The sequence below is a fragment of the Parasalinivibrio latis genome, assembly GCF_036825535.1.
Taxonomy (GTDB): Bacteria; Pseudomonadota; Gammaproteobacteria; order Enterobacterales; family Vibrionaceae; genus Parasalinivibrio; species Parasalinivibrio latis.
In genome coordinates this window covers 1,539,635-1,562,230 of record NZ_CP098812.1, presented here as the reverse complement: position 1 = coordinate 1,562,230, position 22,596 = coordinate 1,539,635, and the positions used below count along the sequence as shown (strand labels likewise).

Annotated in this window: 21 protein-coding genes; 14 read left to right on the top strand and 7 right to left on the bottom strand. The window is 48.3% G+C overall.

Annotated elements, in window-relative coordinates; all coding sequences use genetic code 11:
* The first annotated feature begins 70 nt into the window (after window positions 1-70).
* Window positions 71-523 (top strand): META domain-containing protein, encoded by a 453-nt coding sequence (locus NF212_RS07475; protein WP_434360242.1) that lies wholly within the window; start codon window positions 71-73, stop codon window positions 521-523.
* Between the two features lie 54 nt (window positions 524-577).
* On the opposite strand, the gene NF212_RS07470 is transcribed toward NF212_RS07475, so the two are convergent.
* Both NF212_RS07470 and metE read right to left on the bottom strand, forming a co-directional pair.
* The gene (locus NF212_RS07470; RefSeq protein ID WP_434360240.1) at window positions 578-2,068 is read right to left on the bottom strand and encodes a sensor domain-containing diguanylate cyclase; all 1,491 of its coding nucleotides are present in this window, start codon (window positions 2,066-2,068) and stop codon (window positions 578-580) included.
* 239 nt (window positions 2,069-2,307) lie between these two features.
* The gene (gene metE / locus NF212_RS07465) at window positions 2,308-4,581 is read right to left on the bottom strand and encodes a 5-methyltetrahydropteroyltriglutamate--homocysteine S-methyltransferase (protein ID WP_434360850.1); all 2,274 of its coding nucleotides are present in this window, start codon (window positions 4,579-4,581) and stop codon (window positions 2,308-2,310) included.
* Between the two features lie 105 nt (window positions 4,582-4,686).
* Here metE and NF212_RS07460 point away from each other — a divergent pair, with 105 nt between their 5' ends.
* Complete coding sequence (locus NF212_RS07460; protein WP_434360238.1) at window positions 4,687-5,598, top strand: LysR substrate-binding domain-containing protein; 912 nt, start codon at window positions 4,687-4,689, stop codon at window positions 5,596-5,598.
* On the opposite strand, the gene NF212_RS07455 is transcribed toward NF212_RS07460, so the two are convergent.
* From NF212_RS07455 to NF212_RS07445, 3 genes are all read right to left on the bottom strand, one after another.
* On the bottom strand, window positions 5,585-6,061 hold the full coding sequence (locus NF212_RS07455; RefSeq protein WP_434360849.1) for a GNAT family N-acetyltransferase: 477 nt from the start codon (window positions 6,059-6,061) through the stop codon (window positions 5,585-5,587). The two genes, NF212_RS07460 and NF212_RS07455, sit on opposite strands and share 14 nt — an antisense overlap.
* 249 nt (window positions 6,062-6,310) lie before the next feature.
* Entirely contained in the window at window positions 6,311-6,508 is a 198-nt protein-coding gene (locus tag NF212_RS07450) for a DUF4250 domain-containing protein (RefSeq protein ID WP_434360236.1), read from the bottom strand.
* A 121-nt stretch (window positions 6,509-6,629) separates the two neighbouring features.
* Window positions 6,630-7,301 (bottom strand): hypothetical protein, encoded by a 672-nt coding sequence (locus NF212_RS07445; protein ID WP_434360234.1) that lies wholly within the window; start codon window positions 7,299-7,301, stop codon window positions 6,630-6,632.
* 447 nt (window positions 7,302-7,748) lie between these two features.
* On the opposite strand from NF212_RS07445, the gene NF212_RS07440 reads away from it, so the two are divergent.
* The 6 genes from NF212_RS07440 to ykgO all read left to right on the top strand — a co-directional run bounded on the left by NF212_RS07440 (window position 7,749) and on the right by ykgO (window position 14,035).
* On the top strand, window positions 7,749-8,975 hold the full coding sequence (locus tag NF212_RS07440; protein ID WP_434360232.1) for a GGDEF domain-containing protein: 1,227 nt from the start codon (window positions 7,749-7,751) through the stop codon (window positions 8,973-8,975).
* Between the two features lie 241 nt (window positions 8,976-9,216).
* Window positions 9,217-10,875: an anaerobic glycerol-3-phosphate dehydrogenase subunit A gene (gene glpA, locus NF212_RS07435; RefSeq protein ID WP_434360848.1), complete on the top strand. Its 1,659-nt coding sequence runs from the start codon at window positions 9,217-9,219 to the stop codon at window positions 10,873-10,875.
* Window positions 10,865-12,202, top strand: a complete 1,338-nt coding sequence (glpB, locus tag NF212_RS07430) for a glycerol-3-phosphate dehydrogenase subunit GlpB (RefSeq protein ID WP_434360230.1) — start codon at window positions 10,865-10,867, stop codon at window positions 12,200-12,202. The genes glpA and glpB overlap by 11 nt, the downstream gene beginning before the upstream one ends.
* Window positions 12,199-13,455 (top strand): anaerobic glycerol-3-phosphate dehydrogenase subunit GlpC, encoded by a 1,257-nt coding sequence (glpC, locus tag NF212_RS07425; RefSeq protein WP_434360228.1) that lies wholly within the window; start codon window positions 12,199-12,201, stop codon window positions 13,453-13,455. Before glpB ends, glpC begins: the two co-directional genes overlap by 4 nt.
* 172 nt (window positions 13,456-13,627) lie before the next feature.
* Complete coding sequence (locus NF212_RS07420; protein ID WP_434360226.1) at window positions 13,628-13,885, top strand: type B 50S ribosomal protein L31; 258 nt, start codon at window positions 13,628-13,630, stop codon at window positions 13,883-13,885.
* Between the two features lie 9 nt (window positions 13,886-13,894).
* A complete protein-coding gene (gene ykgO, locus NF212_RS07415) occupies window positions 13,895-14,035 on the top strand; it encodes a type B 50S ribosomal protein L36 (protein ID WP_054673429.1) in 141 nt (46 codons plus the stop codon).
* A gap of 82 nt (window positions 14,036-14,117) precedes the next feature.
* On the opposite strand, the gene NF212_RS07410 is transcribed toward ykgO, so the two are convergent.
* Window positions 14,118-15,338, bottom strand: a complete 1,221-nt coding sequence (locus tag NF212_RS07410; protein WP_434360223.1) for an MFS transporter — start codon at window positions 15,336-15,338, stop codon at window positions 14,118-14,120.
* 110 nt (window positions 15,339-15,448) lie between these two features.
* On the opposite strand from NF212_RS07410, the gene NF212_RS07405 reads away from it, so the two are divergent.
* Together NF212_RS07405 and NF212_RS07400 are read left to right on the top strand one after the other, a co-directional pair.
* Window positions 15,449-16,345, top strand: a complete 897-nt coding sequence (locus NF212_RS07405; protein WP_434360221.1) for a LysR family transcriptional regulator — start codon at window positions 15,449-15,451, stop codon at window positions 16,343-16,345.
* Between the two features lie 205 nt (window positions 16,346-16,550).
* Window positions 16,551-16,718, top strand: coding sequence for a CCGSCS motif protein (locus tag NF212_RS07400; RefSeq protein ID WP_434360219.1), 168 nt, complete (start codon window positions 16,551-16,553; stop codon window positions 16,716-16,718).
* A 206-nt stretch (window positions 16,719-16,924) separates the two neighbouring features.
* Here NF212_RS07400 and NF212_RS07395 read toward each other — a convergent pair whose 3' ends face one another.
* Window positions 16,925-17,713: an NERD domain-containing protein gene (locus tag NF212_RS07395; RefSeq protein WP_434360217.1), complete on the bottom strand. Its 789-nt coding sequence runs from the start codon at window positions 17,711-17,713 to the stop codon at window positions 16,925-16,927.
* A 480-nt stretch (window positions 17,714-18,193) separates the two neighbouring features.
* Here NF212_RS07395 and NF212_RS07390 point away from each other — a divergent pair, with 480 nt between their 5' ends.
* The 4 genes from NF212_RS07390 (at window position 18,194) to NF212_RS07375 (ending at window position 22,574) form a co-directional block, all read left to right on the top strand.
* Window positions 18,194-18,667 (top strand): GrpB family protein, encoded by a 474-nt coding sequence (locus NF212_RS07390; RefSeq protein ID WP_434360215.1) that lies wholly within the window; start codon window positions 18,194-18,196, stop codon window positions 18,665-18,667.
* Window positions 18,668-18,712: 45 nt separating this feature from the next.
* A complete protein-coding gene (locus NF212_RS07385; protein ID WP_434360213.1) occupies window positions 18,713-19,273 on the top strand; it encodes a DUF4240 domain-containing protein in 561 nt (186 codons plus the stop codon).
* A 186-nt stretch (window positions 19,274-19,459) separates the two neighbouring features.
* Window positions 19,460-20,251 carry a site-specific integrase gene (locus NF212_RS07380; protein ID WP_434360211.1) on the top strand — a complete coding sequence of 264 codons (792 nt, stop codon included), beginning with the start codon at window positions 19,460-19,462 and terminating at the stop codon, window positions 20,249-20,251.
* A gap of 4 nt (window positions 20,252-20,255) precedes the next feature.
* Window positions 20,256-22,574, top strand: coding sequence for a YgiQ family radical SAM protein (locus NF212_RS07375; protein ID WP_434360209.1), 2,319 nt, complete (start codon window positions 20,256-20,258; stop codon window positions 22,572-22,574).
* Window positions 22,575-22,596: the final 22 nt, after the last annotated feature.

Below are 22,596 nucleotides of genomic sequence, written 5' to 3'. Positions count from 1 at the left end.
CCTTAATCACAAGGGTACCTAAAGTAAGAGAGTTCGATACGGAACCCTGTTCGTTTCTCAGGAGAACATTATGAAAAAGCTCACTCTTGCCGCCCTTATGGCCCCGGTTATTCTCGCAGGATGTGCCTCCCAAACACCCCAGACCTCATCGGGGGATGACCTTGCTGTTTCAAAAGAGAACATGATGCACCATCGTTGGGTACTTACCCATGTAGATGGTTCCCCGGTCAAACTGGCCGAAGGATTTAATGCACCGGATCTGGAGGTGGGTGAGCATTTTACAGCTAACGGTCACGGTGGCTGCAACCGCTACTTCGGTGAAGCAGAATTACGCAACGGGCAGTTTCGCATTGAGAAAATGGCGTCAACTATGATGGCTTGCCCAGAACCGGCAATGAAACTCGAAGATGCCATGACAAAAACGCTCAGTAACTGGAGTGATGTTACGCTTACTCGTCAGGGCCTGGAACTTAAAGGCCAGGAGCATATCCTGACCTTCAAATTGCGTGACTGGGTGTATTGAGAAAATTGTTAGTCCTCTTACGAATAAGGCCAGTATTATTCTGGTCTTATTCCCTCAAGGCTTCATTACAATCCACTGGTACTGGTCTCGGCCTTGTTCTACGGCTGAGCCAAGAGCGATATCCAGCGAAACATAAAGATCTCGCTCTGAAACAGGGTTACATCCCAACATAGACACCCCTCCACCAGAAAGAGTAATGTGCTCACTAATCACAGACCGCCGGTTACGGATCTTCAACTTGCGTACCTCTTCCAGGCATTTTTCCGCAACTTTGCTGCCATGATCAGTGTCAGGAAGTAACAGGACAAACCGTGCACCAGAGACGCGGGCTACCACATCCCCATGCCTGCGCAATTGCGTTTTGATTGCCTGGGTAACAAGCCTCAGAACCTTGTCCCCTGCCGCATCCCCATACTCGTGGTTATATTCCCGTAAATAATCTACTTCAAATTGAATCAGGCAAAGTGTCATTCCGGTGCGTGCAGCACGCCCTATTTCACTTTGAATAAGGGAGGACAAATAGTCGCGATTTAAACAGCCGGTCAGGGCATCTGTTCGGGACATAGTCTTCAGCGACTTCTCTGCATCCTCCAGGGCAAGCGTTTTTCTATGGAACTGGGTTTGCAGCAAAATCGTCCGCTTACGTATGGTGATCAGGATAACCCCAACAGCCAACGCACAACTCGCCCCGAAGGCAAATACGATTAATGCCGCATTGCTGAGCCCGGTGTAACCGCCATCAATATGCCCACCAACTAACCACTCCCTGCCTGCAAAAAATAACGGATTGGAGTAAACACTTTCGGATGTTTCCAGAAAGTTATGGTTACTGCCGTTGTTGAATATGGGCTGGCCGCTTCCTTGCCCAGGTGAGTCATAAACGGTAAATGTCATCATGCCATCAGGCAGGGTCTTTAAAGCCCGCTCAATAATGGCATCCACGCTGATAATGGCGAAAAGGAAACCGGAGGCAGAAGAACCCTGGCGCTTAACAGGTAAAATAAGTGCGCAGGCTTTTTTAACATCCAGCCCATTACTCATTTCAGCAACCGGCGTCGCCAGTATCGCACCCAGGGAGATACTTTTTGATATTGTGTCATAAATATCAAACGGTAATACTGTCTCATCCATCCAGACCGATTGCGAAATATCGTCTCGGTGGGAGTTTGGTGATATCGCGGTAGCCAAGAGCCCGGTGTCATTTGTTGAACGCTTTCGGTTTTGCATTTCACTTATTGCAGAACGGTCCACCCATTCAACATCAAGAAAAATACTGCCCTGCCCTGTCAATGGCTCCCTCATCAAAGTGTGTTCAAGCCTCAGAGTCTGCTGGTTTGATTCAAACACAGACTGCACCAATATCAATTTCTGGATACTCTGAGAAAGTTCAGTTTCAATAAGAAGTGCTAACTGTTCTACCCGGGATTTCAGTTCAGCATCCAATAATTTCCTTTCTGTCTGATTCACATACCACGCACAAATACCGGATACAAAAATCCCCGTTGCTACTACAGCGGCAATTCCCCATCCCGTGCGTTTAACCATAAAGCTATTCCTTTATCCAAGAACACCTTAACGTGGTGCTTTAAACACCACGTTATCAATATGCATCTGATAAGTGTTGATGAAGATGGTTAAAGTTTCCACTTTGTCGGGTTCTGGTGCTGAAAGAGATGCAAATCGATGGCCATGAAGGAAAAAGAGAGCTCAGTGCTCTCTTTTTCTATATTTACCTCACCATGTAATCGAAATCATTTCACACAAATTAGACACTTCCTCGATGTTCAATCGATGCCTCTAAGGGTTCTTGCCGCTGAAACCAGGTTCCTTAAAGACGCTTCAGTTTCCTCCCAGTTGCGTGTTTTGAGCCCACAATCCGGATTCACCCAAAGCCGTTCCTTAGGTATGGTTTTCAATGCCTTGAGTAACCTATCAACAATCAAACCCTCCTCTGGCACATTGGGCGAGTGGATGTCATATACTCCCGGACCAATTTCGTTGGGGTAGGAAAAATCATCAAAGGCCTTGAGCAGTTCCATGTCAGAACGGGAAGTTTCAATGGTTATCACATCTGCATCCAACTCCGCGACGGATTCAATGATGTCATTGAACTCGCTGTAACACATATGCGTGTGTATTTGTGTCCCCTCAGTTGCGCTGGCGGCTGATATACGAAATGCCCTGACAGCCCAATGCAAATAGGCTTGCCAGTCTTCTTTCCGAAGCGGCATACCTTCACGGATGGCCGGTTCATCAATCTGGATAATCTTGATTCCGGCATTTTGAAGGTCCGCCACTTCATCACGCAGAGCAAGTGCGATTTGTTCAGCAATGGATTGCCGCGAAATATCCTCTCGCGGGAATGTCCACGCCAGAATTGTCACTGGCCCGGTCAACATACCTTTTACCGGTTTTTCTGTAAGGGATTGAGCATATGCAGACCAGGATACGGAAATAGGCTCATGGCGCGAAACATCTCCGATAACCACCGCCGGCTTAACACACCGGGAACCGTAGCTCTGCACCCAACCGAACCGGGTTGATACAAAGCCGTCCAGATGCTCCGCAAAGTACTCGACCATATCGTTGCGCTCGGCTTCACCATGAACCAGGACATCCAAGCCAATATTTTCCTGTCGTTGAACGGCATCCCTGATGTGCCCTTCCATCGCTGAACGGTACGCAGTTGCTCCCAGCCTTCCAGCCTTGAAATCACTTCTCTGTTGACGGATTTCCTGGGTTTGGGGAAATGAACCGATGGTTGTAGTTGGAAACAGCGGCAGGTTCAAGGAGCGCCGCTGGGCCACAGCCCGCTCCGGGTAACGCAGCTTCCGCTCTCCCAGGGCATCACTCACTGTCGTCAGCCGGGCTTTCACCTCGGGGTTGTGTACCCGGCGGCTATGCTGCCTGGCTTTTATGGTTTGGCTATATATCTCAGCTTCATTTTGAGCGTTTACGTCGCCAGAAAGTACTTTGCCGAGCAGCACCACTTCTTCCAATTTCTGTTTGGCGAATGCAAACCAGCCATGGGTTTCCGTATCAAGATCGGTTTCCAATTCTAAATCAAGCGGCGAATGAAGCAGCGAACACGAGCTTGCAACCCAAAGGCGGTCACCAAGAATCTTTTTAACATCACGCAATTGTTCCTGCCATTTAATGAGATCAGCCCGCCAGACATTGCGTCCGTTTATCACGCCTGCAGATAACACCCAATCCTCTGGCAATGCGTTGACGACCGCGTCCAACTGACCGGGAGCGGCACTTAGATCGATATGTATCCCCTGTACTTCAATGTCACCCAACAGAGCCAGCTTATCTTCGATATTTTCAAAGTAACTGGTAAGCAACAACTTCACGGGGGAATCCAGTTTTTGATAGGCGGAAACAAGTGCGGACTGCCACTTTGGATCCAAATCCAGCCCCAGGACGGGCTCATCAATCTGCAACCACTCAATATCCAGTGAAGCCAGCCGATCCAATACTTGTTGGTACACAGGCAGGAGCTTGTCCAGGAGCGACAGCCTGTCAAAGCCGGTTTGTTTTTCCTTGCCAAGGAAAAGGTAGGAAACCGGACCCAACAGGACAGGTTTTACCCGGTAGCCTGCGGTCTGTGCTTCTTTAATTTCATCAAACAGTTGTGTCCAGGACAGGGCAAAGGTGTCTCCGGGTTCGAACTCCGGGACAATATAGTGGTAGTTGGTGTTAAACCATTTGGTCATATCCGCAGCTGCACAGACACACCCCGTTGGCGCTTTACCCCTGGCAACACGAAACAGGGTATCCAGATCAATTGATTGGCCTTCGTGCCGGTGTCGGGCTGGAAGGTGCCCTAATAAAAGACTGGTGTTCAGTACGTGATCGTACCAGGCAAAGTCGCCGACAGTGACATAATCCAAGCCGGCGTTTTTTTGTGCGTGCCAGTTATCGCTTCTTATCTGTGCGCCAATATGTTCAAGTTCTTTTTGCGAGGTTTTACCCTGCCAGTATGATTCGAGTGCAAATTTGAGCTCGCGTTTCCTGCCAATGCGAGGATAACCCAGAATATGTGATGCCATGATTTTCTCTCCGCTAATTTAGCCATCCAGATGTTTACATGTCCAGAATCACCCGGTAGAGTTCATAAAACAAACTCAAATGACTCAAATGGATGTTGAGGAAAATTCATGATTGAACTCAAACACCTGCGTACACTGACAGTACTCCGGGATACGGGATCGCTGACAGCTACTGCCAATCAGCTCTGTCTGACCCAATCCGCACTCTCGCATCAAATCAAAGAGTTAGAGCAACGTCTGGGTGGAAACTTGTTTCTGAGAAAAACCCGCCCGGTCAGATTTACTGCCGAAGGCGAGATTCTTCTCAAACTGGCTGATGACGTGTTGCCAAGAATAGCCCGTGCAGAAAATGAACTGGCTGGCTTGAAAGAAGACATAAAGGGTCGGTTGCATATGGCGATTGAGTGCCATTCCTGTTTCCAGTGGCTAATGCCGGCGATCAAAGAATACCAACTTGGTTGGCCATCGGTGGGATTAGACTTTTCTTCAGGATTCGGGTTTGAACCACTTCCTGCCCTCGCTTCCGGTGATCTTGACCTTGTGGTGACATCAGATGTTCAAACACGTTCGGAGATTCACTTTGAACCGTTGTTTGACTTCGAGATGCGGCTGGTTGTCGCGCCGGGACACCCGCTGGCCGAGGTAGCAGCCATAGAGCCCAATATGCTTGAGCAGGAAATCATGTTGACCTACCCCGTGCAACGTCAGCGTCTGGATGTTATCAAGCATTTCCTTCAGCCAGCAGGTATTGAACCCCAGTCGTTTAAGCAAGCGGACAATACGTTAATGCTGATCCAAATGGTTTCTGCTGGCTTGGGGGTGGCAGCTCTGCCCAACTGGGCTATCCATGAGTTTTCCCGACAGGGGCTTGTTATCAGTAAACCCTTGGGGAATGGGCTGTGGCGGCGTTTGTACGCAGCTGTAAGGGCTTCAGACTATGAAAGGAAACACCTGCAGGCTTTTTTCAGCATTGCCAAAACTCAGTGCCAGACGCACTTGAGCGGAATTAAACCGGCGTGAGCTGTTTGTACATCACATGGCAGTCTACATATCCTTCCCGCGCATGGAGATAGGCCTTCGGCAAGGTGCCAACGATTTTAAAGCCCAGCTTTCGCCATAGGTCAACTGCCACTGTATTGGTAGAAACGACAGAATTAAACTGCATAGCGCGAAAGCCATGCTTCTCAGCTATCTCCTGTGAGTGGATGCACAGGGACCGGGCTACCCCTTTCCCTCTTGCGAAAGGCGAGACCATGTAACCACAATTGCACACATGGCTCCCCGGTCCCGCGGCATTCGCTTTAACATAATATGAGCCGAGAACGACACCATTTTCTATCGCAACATAGCTGGCAACCGGATACAGGCACCAAAGCTGGTAAGCTTCTTCGAGTGTCATTTCCGGATCAAAAGCGTACGTTTCCCGCGCCTCGATGACAGATTTAAATACCGGCCAGAACGCATCAAAATCCTCTCGGTTCATTTCCCTGATTTGCACTTGCACTCCCTGAGCTTACAGCTCTGCGACAAATTCATTCTTACCAAGGCAGAAAACGTATTTGAGTATGCACGTCATCCCAAATTACGAATTCCTATTAACCTACGATAGACATCTGGCAATACACAGGCAATAGAGAATCCGTTACCAAATGCAGGCCCGGCACAAAGGGCAAATACAATGAGGCTTTCCAAACGGAAAACCTCATTCAAATCTGGGAAAGTGGTTTCTGAACTACTTAAAGCGAAACTGATTGCTAAGAGGGTCGTAATAACACCCCATGTTGTTCATTCGCTCTTCAAGTTCATTCTGGTCTAAGTCCATATGTGCAGAAAGCGCTTCAATACCGTCACATTCCAACCGGAGTTTCTCGTTCAGGATGCCATAGACAATTGCATCTTCGAGTCGGGAAATGTCATGTGTTGCCATCATTGATTCTCCCCAAGAGGTATTCAGAAGAAGTGTAGACAACACTGAGCATAAGAAATGAGATTATTGTTAGAAAAAGTGAAAGATGATCCCTCTTTTACTTTTTATTCAAATATTCAGCGAGTTATACAAACGCACTTACCATCACACTTGAAAAACTTACGCACACAAGAGCGCCCAGGATAAGCAGTTTTTGGGCAGGTTTTTGCGTAACAATATGGGCAACCCAGAAAAGAATACCCACCAAAAGCAGTCCCGACATAGTACCTACACGCCAGACTTCGCTATCCAGTTGTGCCTCCGGTAGGGCAAGCGTGGCAGCCAACATTGTCAGCATAAGGCCAATGGCTGAAACAATGCCTGTCACTGGCAGGATACGGTGAAACGCCTGTAATCTTGAACGTGCCTGAATCAGTGCCAGGTGAGATATTGCAGAGCCAACAAGGCCAACAGTGAATAATTGGGCTACAACTTCCAGGGCTGAACTCTGCATGGCACCTAAAACCCATACAACTGCTGCTAGAATATTGGCGGTATACAAAAGCGGAAGCGGCCCCTTTTCCCGAGTCTTACCCGTTTTGGCTACAACAGCGAACCCGCACAGGGTTGCGAATGGCAGCAAAGCCCAGACCTGTAGCGGTACAATTGCCAACCAGGAAAAAACCAACGCCCAAAGAACTTTGTGTATCCGTCCACGCTGTCCCGGGCAAATTTCTCCCCGAAGTAAAACCAATGTCAGAACTAACTGCGCTCCAAGCAGTCCTGCAGCCGCTACAGTTGCTATCGTATTCATCATGTGAGTATTTTTCTAAATTGGGTCAAACGAAACAGGCGCTGATTATATACCGAAAAAGATATTTACTTGGTTAAAAAAACACTCATTTATTCAATAGGAGCATCGCAGAAGATTATTTTTAACTGTAATGAAATCATTAATCCGTCATGAATAACATAAACTTTCATTCATTTTCTAAATGTTAAATTCCTCACTAACGGCTTATAAGCTTGTCACTTTAACCAACTGATAAAAAACATTTTATTACGACATCCCCGCTGTAACTATTTGACGCACATTTTTCTCGTTAAAGGTATTTGGCATAGTTCACACTCTCTTTAACTTCATTGTTACGATAGTTGTCAAATGTGTAATGATTAGCTCCGTAAACATTCCTGGGATCAAAATCACTCGAATGGCCAACAAATAACAACATACAAGCACTAGCGAGCAATGTCAGGAGACGCAATGGTTTCCCTCACGGAGAGGACTAAACAATACCTGGATGTATACCGGTTGATTCTTGGTGAACTGTGGAGTGGAAAAGGCCACGCCAACAGTTTCAAAACAACCCGGGGGAGCTATATACGTAGCCGTACTACCAACATTTGCTATGGGTGGGCAGTCTTGGTATTGCTGTGGATCCCGTTAGATGTATTTCTTGTGTCAGAAAATACGATGGTTCATTCCCTCGTTGCTGAACGAGTCATGTTGGCTGCGGCTCTCTGCAGTATCGGTTGGTACTGTAAAAGACAAACCAGCTTGGAACAGGCCCGGTTCGCACTGTTTCTGTTGGTTGTATCGGTTAACCTCTTCTATATTTCAACCAACTTGCTCCTTGATCTGCCAGAGAATGGGGTGACGTTCGAAACCGCGTACGCCCTGCTTCCTATTATTCATGTTGTCATGCTGACAATTTTCCCATTGACTGCCATTGAAAGTCTGGGGTTAATGACGATTACTGCACTGTCTCATCTCGGTGTTGAATACATGGAAGGCAGTCTTACAAACCCAGATGAGTTGTCCTCTTACTGGCTGCAGACTGTTTTATCTGTCATTGTGATTTGGTCACAGCTTTCCCAGCTACATATGATCCTTCGCCTTTACCGGCAGGCGACCTTGGATCCGCTGACCGGTGTGTACAACCGGCGTATGTTGCTGCAACTGGCCAACAAAGCACTTACTCGCTGTAATTCAAAAAACGTCCCCTTTTCGGTACTGTTGCTTGATCTGGACAAGTTCAAGCGCATTAACGACAAATGGGGGCACTCCTGTGGTGACACCGTTTTACAAACGTTCACCCGGACACTACAAGCCGACTTTAGAAAGAGTGATATATTCGGGCGCTTTGGCGGGGAAGAGTTCGTGGTTTTTCTTCCCGGTTGCGATGCAAGAGTCGCCCAACAGGTGGCCACACGTATTCTTTCCGTTGTCCGCAGAACCGCTATACCCTTAGATGATGAGGCAAATACCATCACCATTACTGTATCCATTGGTGTGGCGACCCATACTGGTGAAGAGCAACTGTCCACTCTGATAGAACGTGCAGACCATGCGCTATACAAAGCAAAGGCAGATGGACGCGACCGCTCTGTTTACATGATGCAGGGTGAAAGGTTCGATTTCGAAAAAAGAAACCTCATCCAACCGACACCTATCACCTCTGAAGAATCCCTGAAGGTTCCTGCTGAGTAAAATCCCAGGAACCCCTGCCTGCTTTAAATTCATCAAATTAAGTCAATTCCGGGAACATTGAGATTCCCGCAAATCCCACCCATTCTCCTTTGCTTGCATTTTAATCAAATAATCACATTTTATTTTCGTTCGCTCATTTTGAGTGTTCGATCACCACGATAATAATCAATCAGTGGCATTATCCCGCTATAGGCCATACCGACTGAAGGGTTTCTTCAGAGGATGAAGTGAGCGAATGATGATGCAACGAACCCATATGACACGCCACGAGACTGACGTAGTAATAATAGGCGGAGGAGCAACCGGTACCGGAATAATGCGCGATTGTGCGCTTCGGGGGATCCGCTGCGTATTGATTGAGCGGGATGATTTGGCATCCGGCACCACTGGACGTAACCATGGCCTGCTCCATTCAGGCGCACGCTATGCAGTTACTGATCAGGAATCAGCGCGCGAATGTATCCAGGAAAACCGAATTCTCAAGCGCGTTGCCCGTCACTGTGTTGAAAATACCGGGGGACTGTTTATTACCCTGCCGGAAGACGATCTGTCATTTCAGGAAACTTTCCTTAGTGCCTGCAGGACGGCAGATATCGATGTAGAACGGATGACTCCCGCTCAGGCGCTTGCTGCAGAGCCAAATTGCAACCCGTCTCTTATCGGCGCGGTCCGGGTACCGGATGGCACATTGGATCCTTTCAGGCTCGCTGCATCAAATGTTTTGGATGCGGTGGAACACGGGGCTCGAATATTCACCCATACCGAAGTCATAGACCTTATTCGTAACGGTGACACCGTCACTGGCGTGCGATGTGTTAACACACTCACCCACCAAGTATTTGAAGTCAACGCCAATATCGTGGTGAACGCCGCCGGTATCTGGGGACAGCGTATTTGCCAGTATGCCGATCTCGGTGTGCGTATGTTCCCTGCAAAAGGTTCATTACTGATTCTCGACTACCGAATCAATAACATGGTTATTAATCGCTGCCGCAAGCCGGCAGATGCCGATATCCTCGTTCCCGGAGACACCATTTCCCTTATCGGCACGACCTCTGAACGCATTGATTACGACCAGATTGACAACCTCGAGGTCACCCCGCATGAAGTTGATATTTTGCTCCAGGAAGGTGCCAAACTCGCACCTATTATGGCTAACACCCGTATCCTCAGGGCTTATGCGGGAGTAAGACCTTTGGTAGCTGTAGACGGCGATACCAGCGGACGAAATATCAGCCGCGGAATTGTATTGCTCGACCATGAAGATCGCGACGGTATGAAAGGCTTCGTTACCATTACCGGTGGCAAACTGATGACTTACCGGATGATGGCTGAGTGGACCACAGACTTGCTGGCGAAGAAACTGGGAAATACGGTTGCCTGTTCAACACATACCAAACCCCTGCCCGGTTCAGAAGAAGAAAAGCCGGTTAAACGTACCGCAAGCATTGCAAAACCGGTATACCAGTCAGCCATCTACCGTCACGGTGAGCGTGCTGAAAAATTCCTCAAAGAAGACGCTCGCAGCCAGTCAGTAATCTGCGAATGTGAAATGGTCACATGCGGAGAAATCGAATACGCCCTGAACGAACTTCATGTCGACAACCTGGTTGATCTCCGCCGCCGTACCCGGCTTGGTATGGGGCCTTGCCAGGGAGAATTATGCTCATACCGGGCAGCAGGGCTTTTCGCGGAATACGGCAAAACTGATGGCAACGGTGCCAGTCACTTACTCAACCATTTCCTCGAAGAGCGCTGGAAAGGTATCCGGCCAATCGCCTGGGGGGACGCCCTGCGCGAAAGTGAATTTACCCAGTGGATATACCAGGGCCTGATGGGATTGGATGATATCCCGGCAGCCACCCCTGAAACTGCAAAGGAGACCTGCCATGAAGTATGACAGCATTATTATCGGCGGTGGCCTGGCAGGTCTCACCTGTGCCATTCGCTGCCAGCAGGCCGGGATGAAAACAGCCCTCATCACACAGGGCCAAAGTGCGCTGCACTTCTCATCCGGCTCTATTGATGTGCTCAGCCAACTTCCCGACGGAACCAAAGTCAGTGATCCTTTTGAAGGGATTCAACTGTTGGTAAAAAACGACTGCCATCATCCATACAGCCATTTGGGATCAGAAAAAGTACAGATGTCACTTAGCTGGTTTACTTCAATGATGAAGGAGCAAGGCGTTCCTCTTTTAGGTGGGGACAATAACCACCTGCGCCTTACGGCGATGGGCACCTTACGCCCTACGTGGCTGTCACAACCCTCTGTGACCCAATGGAACGAACAGGGTGAACAACCCTATTCGAAGGTTGCTCTTGTCGCTATTGAAGGGTTCCGGGACTTCCAGCCAAAGATTGCCGCAGATAATCTGGGGCGTCATCCACTGATGAAAGGTGTACGTATCAGCACTGCGTCAATTGCCATTTCAGACATCACTAAATGGCAAAAACGCCACTGTGAAATGCGGTCCATTGATATTGCCCGGCAGATGAAAGATGAGTTGGTTCTGCAACGATTTGCCCGCTTGTTGTTACAAAAGGCCGGAGACGCCGAGCTGGTCGTGCTGCCTTCTGCATTTGGAAATGGTGATGGCCTGGCAACACTGCGCCTGCTTGAAGGCTTGACTGGATACAAAATCTGCGAAGTTGCAACCATGCCACCTTCACTGATGGGTATCCGCATAGAAGAGTCCCTGAGAAATGCCTTCCAACAATTTGGAGGTACATTGCTGGCCGGAGACGAAGTATTGTGGGGCGAATTTGACCATAACCATCTCACCCGAATTTACACCCGCCACCACGAGGACTTCCCGCTGACAGCCAATCACTATTTCCTTGGCACCGGCAGTTTCTTCAGCAAAGGGCTTGTTGCAACGAAAGATATGATCAGCGAGCCCGTTTTCAATCTGGATATTGATGCAAAGGCCGACCGTGAAGAATGGCTTCAAAAAGCCTTTGTGACCGGCTCCGGCCAACCCTTCATGCGCTTTGGCGTAAAAACCAACAACAAACTCAATCCCTGGCGCAATGGTACGCCAGTGGAAAACCTCTATTGCGGAGGCGCCCTGATGTCAGGCTATGACCCAATCGCTGATGGTTGTGGAGGAGGCGTTGCCATCTCAACCGGTTTCAGCGCCGCAGAAAATATGATTGAACATTACCGACAAAAAGAGCCAAGCCAACAACAAGACAGTGCTCAAGTACTGCAGGGAGAACCGGCATGAACCCGATTATCGAGCCCGTAAAACAAGCAGAAGAACCCCGTCAGGCCGGCGTGACCCGTGATACCAGCTTTGACCAATGTATCAAGTGTACCGTGTGCACTGTTTACTGCCCGGTCGCAAAAGCCAACCCCGCCTATCCGGGGCCCAAGCAGTGTGGTCCTGATGGAGAGCGCCTTCGTATCAAGAGCCCGGAGTTTTATGATGACGCTCTCAGCATGTGTACCAACTGCAAACGGTGCGAAACCGCCTGCCCATCCGGCGTGAACGTCAGTGACCTGATTGCAGTCGCCCGTGCCGAACACGGTAAAAAGAAGCCTGGTATCAAACTGATGCGCGATTTTGTCCTCAGCCATACCGACCTGATGGGTTCGCTGTCATCCCCGGTTGCCCCTTTGATTAACACCGCGACTTCACTGGTACCGGTGAAAAAGCTGATGCACAAAACCATTGGAGTGCACCAGCATAAAGATCTGCCTAAATATTCCCACGGGACTTTCCGCCGCTGGTACAAGCAGAACTGTACAAGCCAAGGTTTGTACCCACGCCAGATAAACTATTTCCACGGCTGTTTTGTAAACTACAACCACCCGCAGCAAGGAAAGGATTTCGTGAAGGTCATGAACGCTATGGGTTACGGCGTACAGTTGCTTGAGCGGGAAAAGTGTTGCGGCGTTCCCCTTATCGCAAACGGCTTCCATAAAAAAGCCAGAGCCAACGCTGAATTTAATCTGCGCAATCTTGAAGCCGCAGTAGACAAGAACGAGGCACCAATTCTCTCTACCTCGTCCAGTTGTGCGCTGACATTGAAAGAGGAATATCCCAATGTCCTCAAGGTGGACAACGGCAAAGTGGCAGAGAAAATCCAGTACGCAACCCGCTTCCTTCTGAAAGCCTTTATGAATGGTGATATGCCTAAAATGAAGCCACTGAACCTGAAGGTGGTTTATCACACACCCTGCCACCTCGACAAAGCAGGCGGAGCCATTTACTCCATTGAACTCCTGCGAATGATACCGGGTGTGGAAGTCGTTGTTTTAGACAACCAGTGCTGTGGCCTGGCAGGAACCTATGGTTTCAAAACAGAAAACTACGACACTTCCGTCTCAATTGGTGACAAGTTGTTCAAACAAATTAGGGCTTCAAACGCGGATTTTGCCGTCACCGATTGCGAAGCCTGCAAATGGCAGATAGAAGAAAATACCGGTCTCGAAACCTTGCACCCAATCTCCTTGCTTGCAATGGCACTAGTGTGAAGACAATTAAAGCAGCCCAAATCCGGGCTGCTTTTTTTTTGGGGAAAATCAGTCACATCCTGCTCAACATATCTCGACGACATCCTACCCTGTTGACATTAATAATAATCACTCTCATTATATATGTTATAACATAACACGTGTTGTGCTGTAACTGATGTAAGGAGACGCTATGAAAGCAAGCATCCATCCTAACTACCGAACTGTTGTTTTCCATGACACCAGTGCCGATCAGTATTTTTTGATCGGTTCTACATTGCAGACAGACCGGACCATTGAGTGGAAAGACGGTAACACCTACCCCTACGCCACACTGGATGTGTCTTCTGCATCACACCCATTTTTTACCGGGAAACAGCGAGTGGTAGACAAAGAAGGCCGCGTCGCCAACTTCAACCGCCGGTTTGGTAATTTTGGCAAGAAGTCCTAAGGAGGATTTGTGCAGGTATTAAGTTCACTGAAAAGTGCAAAGAACCGCCACCGGGACTGCCAGATTGTAAAACGCCGGGGCCGGATTTACGTTATCTGTAAATCCAACCCTCGTTTTAAAGCGGTTCAGGGAAGGGTCAACAAACGGTAACCCTGGTCAACGGCTGATAACCCAAAATAGAAAACCGGGAGAAAGTTGCTCCCGGTTTATTGTATTCAGGATGATCACTTCATTAGTTCACTTCCGCACCGTGGATTTCAGGGGTGACTGTTGGCGGACGTGACAAACGCTTTTTAAGTAAGCCGATTGCAAAGAGCATGGCTGCAATAAGGGCAGTGGACGCCATAACGACACCAAACCAACCACTGTGCTGCCAACTGGCAATGAGCAGGAACCCGCCCAAAGACCCGCCGGTATAATAGTGAACCAGATACAGTGCAGTTGCTGTGGCCTTACCTTCCTTTGCATTTCGGCTTACCCAGGCATACGCCAGTGAGTGGGTAAAAAATGCTCCGCCGCTGATAATCAGCAAGCCAAACAGCATCGCGGGAATAGAAGGATGGCTGGCAACCAGTACGCCTAATGCCAAGAGCAGTGAGCCCATTACCATTCCCTGAATCGGAGAGTGTTTCGCCGTCCAGCGTCCACTCAGTGAAGAAGACAGAGTACCCGCCAGATAACAAAGAAAAATCATAGATGCGAAGCTGATAGGCAGAGAGTACGGTGCCGCCACCAGCCGGAATGCCATCACAGAGTAGAGATTTACAAAGAGCGCAAAGTTAATCCCGCCAATCAACATCGCCAGCCAAATTACCGGGTTACGGAAATGGTCAATCACCGCGCGGGAATGTGTCAGTACACCCACTTTCGCCGGCTCAAAATGCTGTTGACGGGGCAGGAGCCAGATGACAAGCGTTACACCCATCGCTGTAAACAGTGCCATCGCAATAACTGCTCCTTCCCATCCAAAAGAACCGGTAAGTACGCCGCCACTGATCCTGCCGACAATCCCACCCAGGGAGTTCGCACTGATGTATACACCTACTGCTGTCATCAGTGCAGCCGGACTGAACTCTTCAGCCATATACGCCACAGCCACCGCAGCAAAACCGGCAAGTGCTATCCCCATAAAGGCCCGCATGATAACGAGATAAAGAAAGCTCTCTGACAGCAACATCAGCGCGCCGACTACAGGCATCAACGAAAGGCTGAATAACATGACTGGACGCCTACCAATGCGCTCAGAAATCATCGCCCAGGGCACCAAGGTAAATGCCAGCCCAAATGTTGAGGCTGCCAACAACCAGTTGGCCTTTGTCGCGGAAATAGCAAAGTGTTCTACCATCAACGGCAGCATGGGCTGGAAGAGGTAGAGGTTGCAAAACACAAGAAACGAGCCAAATGCCAATGCAAAGCTGGTTTTTCGAAAGGCCTGGCTGCCCGCTTCAATCATGGAAAACTCCGGTTTAGCTTGGGGTAACAATATGAAATCAAAGTAACAGCAGAGTCTGAATAAAAGAAGTATATTAATTTTATGGTATCAAGATCGATTGTTTATAGTTTATGGAAACTCGCCAGCTACGTTATTTTGTCTCCGTTGCTGAACACGGCAACTTTACCCGGGCAGCCCGAAGCCTGCATATCGCACAACCGGCACTGAGTATTGCGATTAAGAAAATGGAAGCCGGACTGGGGCTTGTGCTTTTTGACCGTAACGAAAAGCAAGTTCACCTCACCCACGAAGGCAAGGTGTTGCTTGAGCACGCCCGCCGGATTTTGCAACAAGTCAAAGACGCCGAAGCTGCGGTTGCGGAACTCAAGGGGTTAACCAAAGGGGAAGTCCGGATTGGTGTTCCCGGCATGATGGGTTCCTATTTCTTTCCGCAAATCCTGATGGCATTCAGGAGCCGGTACCCCAACCTTAAACTCACCGTCATTGAAGCCGGCACCCAGTCTATCCGGGACATGCTGTTAAAAGGCGAATTGGATCTAGGCGTCATCATAGATAAAGACGTACCGGCCCCCCTCGCAACCCAGCACCTCCTTACCGCGTCCATGGTTGCTGTCGTCAGTGATGAACACCCGTTCGCATCTAGGGAGGTCGTGAGCTTTGATGAATTTTTCAGTGAAGAACTGATTATGTTCAAGGCCGGTTACTTCCACCGTGAATTCATTGATAAAGTCTGCCGCGAACACGGATTCCAACCCAACTTCGCTTTCGAAACTAACCTGTTGGCAATGATCCTGAAAATTGTGCGAGGCGGTTATGCCATCACTGCTCTTCTCGATCTGGTAACAGACCGGGAGGACGGCATTACCGGGATTCCTTTTGAGCATTCCATCACACTGGAACTTGGCATCGCCTGGCGTAAAGAGGGATACCTGACATTGGCAGACCGCACCTTTATCGAATTTCTCCGGGAGCAGTTGAAAGAGACGACGGACAGTAAAACAGCTTAGAAGCCGCTGTATACAGGGTAAACCGGGCAACGTTAAAGCCTATATTTTCTCACTGAGAGACTCAGCTTTTTTACGGAAAGTTGACCGAGCCATCCCCTTCGATACCAGATCCCAGAATTCCCGCGAAATATACATGGTTGAAGCCCCCTACTATTAAGTTTTAAGATGCATTTGAAATGCACATTAAAACTTAAGGAACTTAGTTATGGGATTTTCAATCAAAAAATTGTTCTCCAAAGAGAAACCAGAAGACCAAAAGCAAGCAGAGAAACAGGCGTCTGGTGTAAACGAAGTTCAGCCATCCGAAGCGCAGGCTGAAAAGAAAAAAAAGCACGGCGATCCGGGCGTATGCTGCGGCTCTTGCTCATCGTAAGTGCTGGAGGGTCAAACCAGCCCCGGCTGATAAGTCGGGGTTTGTTTTATCCATCAGTTAAGTGAATTCTTACCATCAATTCAAATATCACATTGATAATAAAACAATTTTGACTACGGCTTTATTAATCGACTACATATAGCCACAACATACATTGATTTGACCTGAACTAGCTAAGTTGATCGACGCAGCGTTTGGCCTTTAAGTTAACCCTTAACTGTTTCTTTCAGTTCCAGAACAACTCTACATTTAGGGTAAGAAGAACATCCCCAAAACTTATACCCAGCGTTCACCCCTCGCTTGGTTTCCCGAATAACCATGTCTGAACCACAACGGGGACAACAACATTCATTAGCCTTATTTGAAACAATACTCTGGACATGTTTTCGGTGCTTCCATGAAGTCACTATTCCAGGGTTTAATTTCAGGGCATTCAGTGTTGCCAGTATATGTTGCACTTCATCCTCAGTCATCACGACATCATGGAAAGTCCGAATGTATCTCAACCCACCCCTTGCATTGGTTACATTGGCTGGCATTTGAGTTTTAAAGGTACTGTCACCAACAAATACTATCAATGAATGCAGCATCTCCGGAGCACAATCCAACAGCGATTCAAGAGTCTTGGTATGTTTGTAATTCTGGTGCAACGGGTTCTGGAACGTAGAGCTGTGCCGGTAAATTTTCTGTGTCCACCTTTTTTGTTGGGCTGAACCGTAAATCCACCCTTTCATGTTTTTCGTCTCAACAACAAAAATACCAAATTTCGATACGACAACATGGTCAATTTGCGTGGTCCCATCTTCTGTCGGCAGAGTGACGTCTTTGATCGTGACATAATCACTTTTTGGTAATGTCGCAAGTAATCTGTTTACGATGAACTCACCCAAAGCACCTTTAAACCAATTGCTCTTTATGACACTGGCAAGTGCCAATAAAGGGAAGACATACCAAATCTGCGATAAAGCTGCGGTAAATACATTCACAATATCCATAAAGTCTCTCAAAACTGATTGGACGAGAATCGGTTTAAATCAAACTGATTTTTGTTTCTATAGAACACACTAAACTGACGGCATGAAGCACTTGATTTTTCACTCACTTAATAGTGTATGATCTCGAATAATTCACCGAACTCAACACCAATGGTAAGCATGTAAACACATACATAATAGAATGTATTATTCTTTCAAAATAGTGGAGAACAACTGATATTTTAGGATAGTGCGTTGCGCTTCAATAAAGTTGGTTTGGGTTTATTTTTGGTGGGAAGTATAAACACCATAATAGTTTGTCTGTTTCAGGAAACAGATTCTATCCAGTGATTGTTGTACCAGATTTTCCGGGAATAAGTTACATACAAGACAACAGTCATTGATTCTCACCATGAATCCATTTAGCCTCTCATATACATCGAAAATAAGAAAATAAAGCTACTAACGATTACATTCAGCATTGCCCCTTCTAGAGGAAATATGAAATTCTTCAGAGCAGAACATTATCAAGCTTCATGTGAAAGACTGTTTCGTCAATACCAGCCAGAAATACAAAAGTTACTGCCCAATGCAAGAATTGAGCATGTCGGCGCATCTTCAATTCCCATGGCAGTATCCAAAGGAGATCTCGATATATTCGTTGGCGTAGAAGCAATAGAACTGGAAAGCGCAGTTCAGCGGCTTACAACTATGGGTTTCCAAGTAAAATCTGACACATTCCGGAGCTCCGTACTCTGTATGCTGGAATCAACATCAAATGAAGATGTTGCGCTTCAAATTGTAGCAATTGGTTCAGAATTTGAATGTTTTTTGACCTTTCGAGATAAATTACGATCTAATCCGTTGTTAGTTCGCCAGTACAATAAGCTAAAAATATCTTGTGAAGGCAAATCTCAAGAAGAATATCGCAGGAAAAAATCTGCTTTTATAGAGCATATTTTAGAACAAACTTAACCTCTTAGTCTCTAAACAGTCACCACTAAACCAGATAGAGGATTTATGAATAAAACTACATTCTGGGAAATTATCCAAACCGCCCATGATAATGCTAATGGCAACATGGATCACAAGTGTGAACTGATAAAAACAGCCATATCAGAACTTAACCCGCAAGAAGCCCTCAAATTCTCAGAGAATTTTGATGAAATGATGGACGAGCTTTATACCTGGCCATTGTGGGGTGCGGCGTATGTCATGAACGGTGGGTGCAGCGACGACACATTTATAGATTTCAGAGCCTCCCTGATATCTCGAGGACAAAGGGACTTTAGCATTGCCATTAACAATCCGGATGACCTTGCAGAACTGGATTATCAGGAAGACAGTTGGTTCTACGAAGGTTTTTCTTATGCCGTTTCCGAGGCGGTGGAGTCACTGGCAGGTGAAGGTATATCCAGAGCTAAGCTCCCCCCTCCAACGCCCTCCGGCGAGGAATGGGAAGAGGAACCGGATATACTTTCAACCCTGTACCCCAAGCTATATAGAAAATTCAGCCACATGTGGCTCGATTCAGAACCGCTTCCCCAAGATACACGTAAACCATGGTGGAAGTTTTGGTGATATATATTCTGCACCAAGAAAAAAGCCGCCTAAAACAACCCATTCATTGATTGTTAACCCCACTATTGTGGTCAATCTCCCCCAATCAAGGCATAAAGGCGTCCAATCTCCCGGTCTGCATACTGGTCGCTGTAGCCACGCTGTTTCTGGCTGGCTAGTTGCAAACCAAGAACCGTCAATACCTGCATGGACACGCTAAAGTCCGTTTTCGGCTTTGCAATTACCATTGGTTATTGTGATGAACGTATACTTACAGGCATCAAAGAACTAAAATCCGGGCGCATCATTCCTGATCGACCGAACAGCGAAGAATGCCAGCGGCTGTTGGCCGACTACAACAATGATCAGGACAGGCACTTTGGAACGCTTGCCCTTTATATCGGGTTGCGTCATGGCGAATTGATCTCGCTGGCCTGGGAAGACATTGACCTCAAGGGAGGGACAATGACAGTGCGGCGCAATATCACGCTAAGTGGCGACTTTAAGTTGCCTAAAACGCGCTCCGGTGTCCGGACGGTGAACCTGCTCGACCCTGCGCTTGATGCGTTGTCGCGACAGCGTGCCATTACTTACATGCTGGCTCCTGTGAAGGTCAACGTTATTCAGGAAGATAATGTTACACTGGTGACAGAATCGGTGCGCTTTGTGTTTTCAGCCCGTATCACGGCAACCCGTGAAACCGGGCCAAATTATTCTCATGTTGGGATCCATGAAAAGTGGTGTGCAGCCGTTCGGCGGGCAGGCTTGCGATACCGCCGCCCTTACCAAACCCGACATACTTATGCATGTTGGATGCTGAGCGCAGGCGTAAAGCCGACATTTATCGCAAAACAAATGGGGCATGCTTCGGCAAAAGAGATCTACCAAACGTATGGTGACTGGGTAAGTGAGCACACCGGCGATCAGCTGGCCCTGCTCAACACGAAATTGAGTAGTAGTGCCCCGTATATGCCCCCAAAGAACATTGGCAAGAGATAAAGATTTGATTTCTAAAAAGATATACGAATACGATAAATACTGGGCTGAATGCTTTGGCACAGCTCCTTTCCTGCCTACCAGCCGGAAAGAAATGGACCAGTTAGGCTGGGACAGTTGCGACATTATTATCGTAACCGGGGATGCGTATGTGGATCACCCAAGCTTTGGTATGGCAATAATCGGCCGTCTCCTGGAGTCACAAGGCTTCCGTGTGGGTATTATCAGCCAGCCGGAATGGCAGAACAAAGATGCGTTTATGGCGCTGGGGAAACCGAACCTGTTCTTTGGGATCACTGCGGGTAACATGGACTCCATGATCAACCGCTACACGGCAGACAGAAAGCTCCGCCATGACGATGCCTACACACCAAACAATGAAGGCGGCAAACGTCCTGACCGCGCTGTACTGGTTTATTCACAGCGTTGCCGAGAAGCGTACAAAGAGGTCCCTATTGTGCTGGGTGGTATCGAAGCCAGCCTTCGTCGCCTTGCGCATTATGACTACTGGTCAGACAAAATTCGTCGCTCCGTATTGGTAGATGCCAAAGCTGATATCCTCCTTTTCGGCAATGCCGAGCGTGCGCTGGTAGAAGTTGCTCATCGCCTTGCAAATGGCGAGGATGTATCTGCCCTGAACCGAATTCCGGGAACGGCCATCATGCTCAAAGAAGCACCTGAAACCATGTTTGAGGTGGATTCAAGCCGGATTGAAAAACCGGGCCGAGGCATGGTGATGCCAAACCCTTATGCTACTGAAGCCAACTGCGTCACCGGGGCGGAAGGCACTACCGAGTCACCGAAACCCATCGTTGTACGCCCAACCAAACACGATGCGCAAAACAGCTACGTTCGCCTTCCATCGTTTGAAAAGCTTATTAACGATAGAATTCTCTACGCGCACGCTGCTCGCGTGATGCACCTGGAAACGAACCCACATTCTGCACGCGCTCTCATCCAGAAACACGGTGACCGCGAACTGTGGGTGAATACTCCGCCTGTTCCGCTCTCTACAGAAGAGATGGATTTTGTGTTCGGGCTACCCTATGCACGTGTACCTCACCCGAAGTACGGTAAAGCCAAGATCCCGGCGTATGACATGATTAAAACGTCAGTCAACATTATGCGTGGCTGTTTCGGTGGCTGTTCATTCTGCTCTATTACCGAGCATGAAGGCCGGATTATCCAGAACCGTTCAAAAGAGTCGATTCTGGAGGAACTGGCAGACATCCGGGAGAAAGTCCCAGGATTCACTGGCACCATCTCGGACCTGGGTGGCCCGACAGCCAACATGTACCGTCTGGGCTGTTCAGACCCTAAAGCTGAGGCCAATTGCCGTCGGCCGTCATGCGTTTTCCCCAAGATCTGTGAAAAGCTGAACACCGACCACAAGCACACCATCGATCTGTACCGCAGCGCCCGTAAAGTACCGGGTATCAAGAAGATCATGATTGCATCTGGCGTTCGTTATGATTTAGCGGTGGAATCTCCTGAGTATGTTCGTGAACTGGTCACACACCACGTTGGCGGTTACCTGAAAATTGCGCCTGAACACACCGAAAAAGGCACACTGGATCTGATGATGAAGCCGGGTATGGGTACCTATGACCGGTTCAAGGAAATGTTCCAAAAGTTCAGTCAGGAAGCGGGTAAGAAACAGTACCTCATCCCCTACTTTATTTCTGCACACCCAGGCTGTACCGATGAAGATATGGTCAACTTGGCGTTGTGGCTGAAAAAGAACGAATTTGAATGTGACCAGGTACAGAACTTTTACCCGTCCCCAATGTGTAATGCGACAGCAATGTACCACTCGGAAACCAATCCGCTTAAGCGCGTGAAGTATAAAAAACGTGAAGAGTTGTTTGTCGCTAAAGGTGATCGCCAACGTCGCCTGCACAAGGCATTGCTCCGTTATCACGACCCGGCCAACTGGCCGCTTATCCGTGAAGCATTGGTATCCATGGGCAAAAAGAACCTGATAGGTGATCGTCCTGGGTGTCTGGTACCAGCCGAAGGTGCCGAGGCAAAAGAAACCTTGGCCCAGAAGCGAAATTCAGGCCGTCACAGTGCCAAACGTTTTGCCACAAAACACCCGAACCAGCCGGATATCCGAAAAGATGGTAACAGAGGGAACAGCGGCAACCGGAACGGCCAAAACCGCAAGGGCACGAACCGAAACCAGAATACCAGCGGTGAACAACAAAACCGCAGCCAGGGCAAACCACAACAAGGCAAACCCACGCAGAATGGCGGTTTTAAGGGGAAACCCCAAGGGAAAGGCAACCGCAAAGGCGGACAACGTCAGCAAGCTGGCCGCCCTTAGTCCTGAATAAAACAACAAAGCC

What these genes read in the sequence shown, in the direction of transcription:
- NF212_RS07475 (WP_434360242.1), top strand. Translation starts at nt 71, where the DNA reads ATGAAAAAGCTCACTCTTGCCGCCCTTATGGCCCCGGTTATTCTCGCA.
- NF212_RS07390 (WP_434360215.1), top strand. Translation starts at nt 18,194, where the DNA reads ATGAAATTCTTCAGAGCAGAACATTATCAAGCTTCATGTGAAAGACTG.
- NF212_RS07470 (WP_434360240.1), bottom strand. Translation starts at nt 2,068, where the DNA reads ATGGTTAAACGCACGGGATGGGGAATTGCCGCTGTAGTAGCAACGGGG.
- NF212_RS07440 (WP_434360232.1), top strand. Translation starts at nt 7,749, where the DNA reads ATGGTTTCCCTCACGGAGAGGACTAAACAATACCTGGATGTATACCGG.
- glpC (WP_434360228.1), top strand. Translation starts at nt 12,199, where the DNA reads ATGAACCCGATTATCGAGCCCGTAAAACAAGCAGAAGAACCCCGTCAG.
- NF212_RS07410 (WP_434360223.1), bottom strand. Translation starts at nt 15,338, where the DNA reads ATGATTGAAGCGGGCAGCCAGGCCTTTCGAAAAACCAGCTTTGCATTG.
- NF212_RS07400 (WP_434360219.1), top strand. Translation starts at nt 16,551, where the DNA reads ATGGGATTTTCAATCAAAAAATTGTTCTCCAAAGAGAAACCAGAAGAC.
- NF212_RS07455 (WP_434360849.1), bottom strand. Translation starts at nt 6,061, where the DNA reads ATGAACCGAGAGGATTTTGATGCGTTCTGGCCGGTATTTAAATCTGTC.
- NF212_RS07385 (WP_434360213.1), top strand. Translation starts at nt 18,713, where the DNA reads ATGAATAAAACTACATTCTGGGAAATTATCCAAACCGCCCATGATAAT.
- NF212_RS07450 (WP_434360236.1), bottom strand. Translation starts at nt 6,508, where the DNA reads ATGATGGCAACACATGACATTTCCCGACTCGAAGATGCAATTGTCTAT.
- NF212_RS07395 (WP_434360217.1), bottom strand. Translation starts at nt 17,713, where the DNA reads ATGGATATTGTGAATGTATTTACCGCAGCTTTATCGCAGATTTGGTAT.
- NF212_RS07380 (WP_434360211.1), top strand. Translation starts at nt 19,460, where the DNA reads ATGGACACGCTAAAGTCCGTTTTCGGCTTTGCAATTACCATTGGTTAT.
- NF212_RS07460 (WP_434360238.1), top strand. Translation starts at nt 4,687, where the DNA reads ATGATTGAACTCAAACACCTGCGTACACTGACAGTACTCCGGGATACG.
- NF212_RS07445 (WP_434360234.1), bottom strand. Translation starts at nt 7,301, where the DNA reads ATGATGAATACGATAGCAACTGTAGCGGCTGCAGGACTGCTTGGAGCG.
- NF212_RS07405 (WP_434360221.1), top strand. Translation starts at nt 15,449, where the DNA reads ATGGAAACTCGCCAGCTACGTTATTTTGTCTCCGTTGCTGAACACGGC.
- NF212_RS07420 (WP_434360226.1), top strand. Translation starts at nt 13,628, where the DNA reads ATGAAAGCAAGCATCCATCCTAACTACCGAACTGTTGTTTTCCATGAC.
- glpB (WP_434360230.1), top strand. Translation starts at nt 10,865, where the DNA reads ATGAAGTATGACAGCATTATTATCGGCGGTGGCCTGGCAGGTCTCACC.
- glpA (WP_434360848.1), top strand. Translation starts at nt 9,217, where the DNA reads ATGCAACGAACCCATATGACACGCCACGAGACTGACGTAGTAATAATA.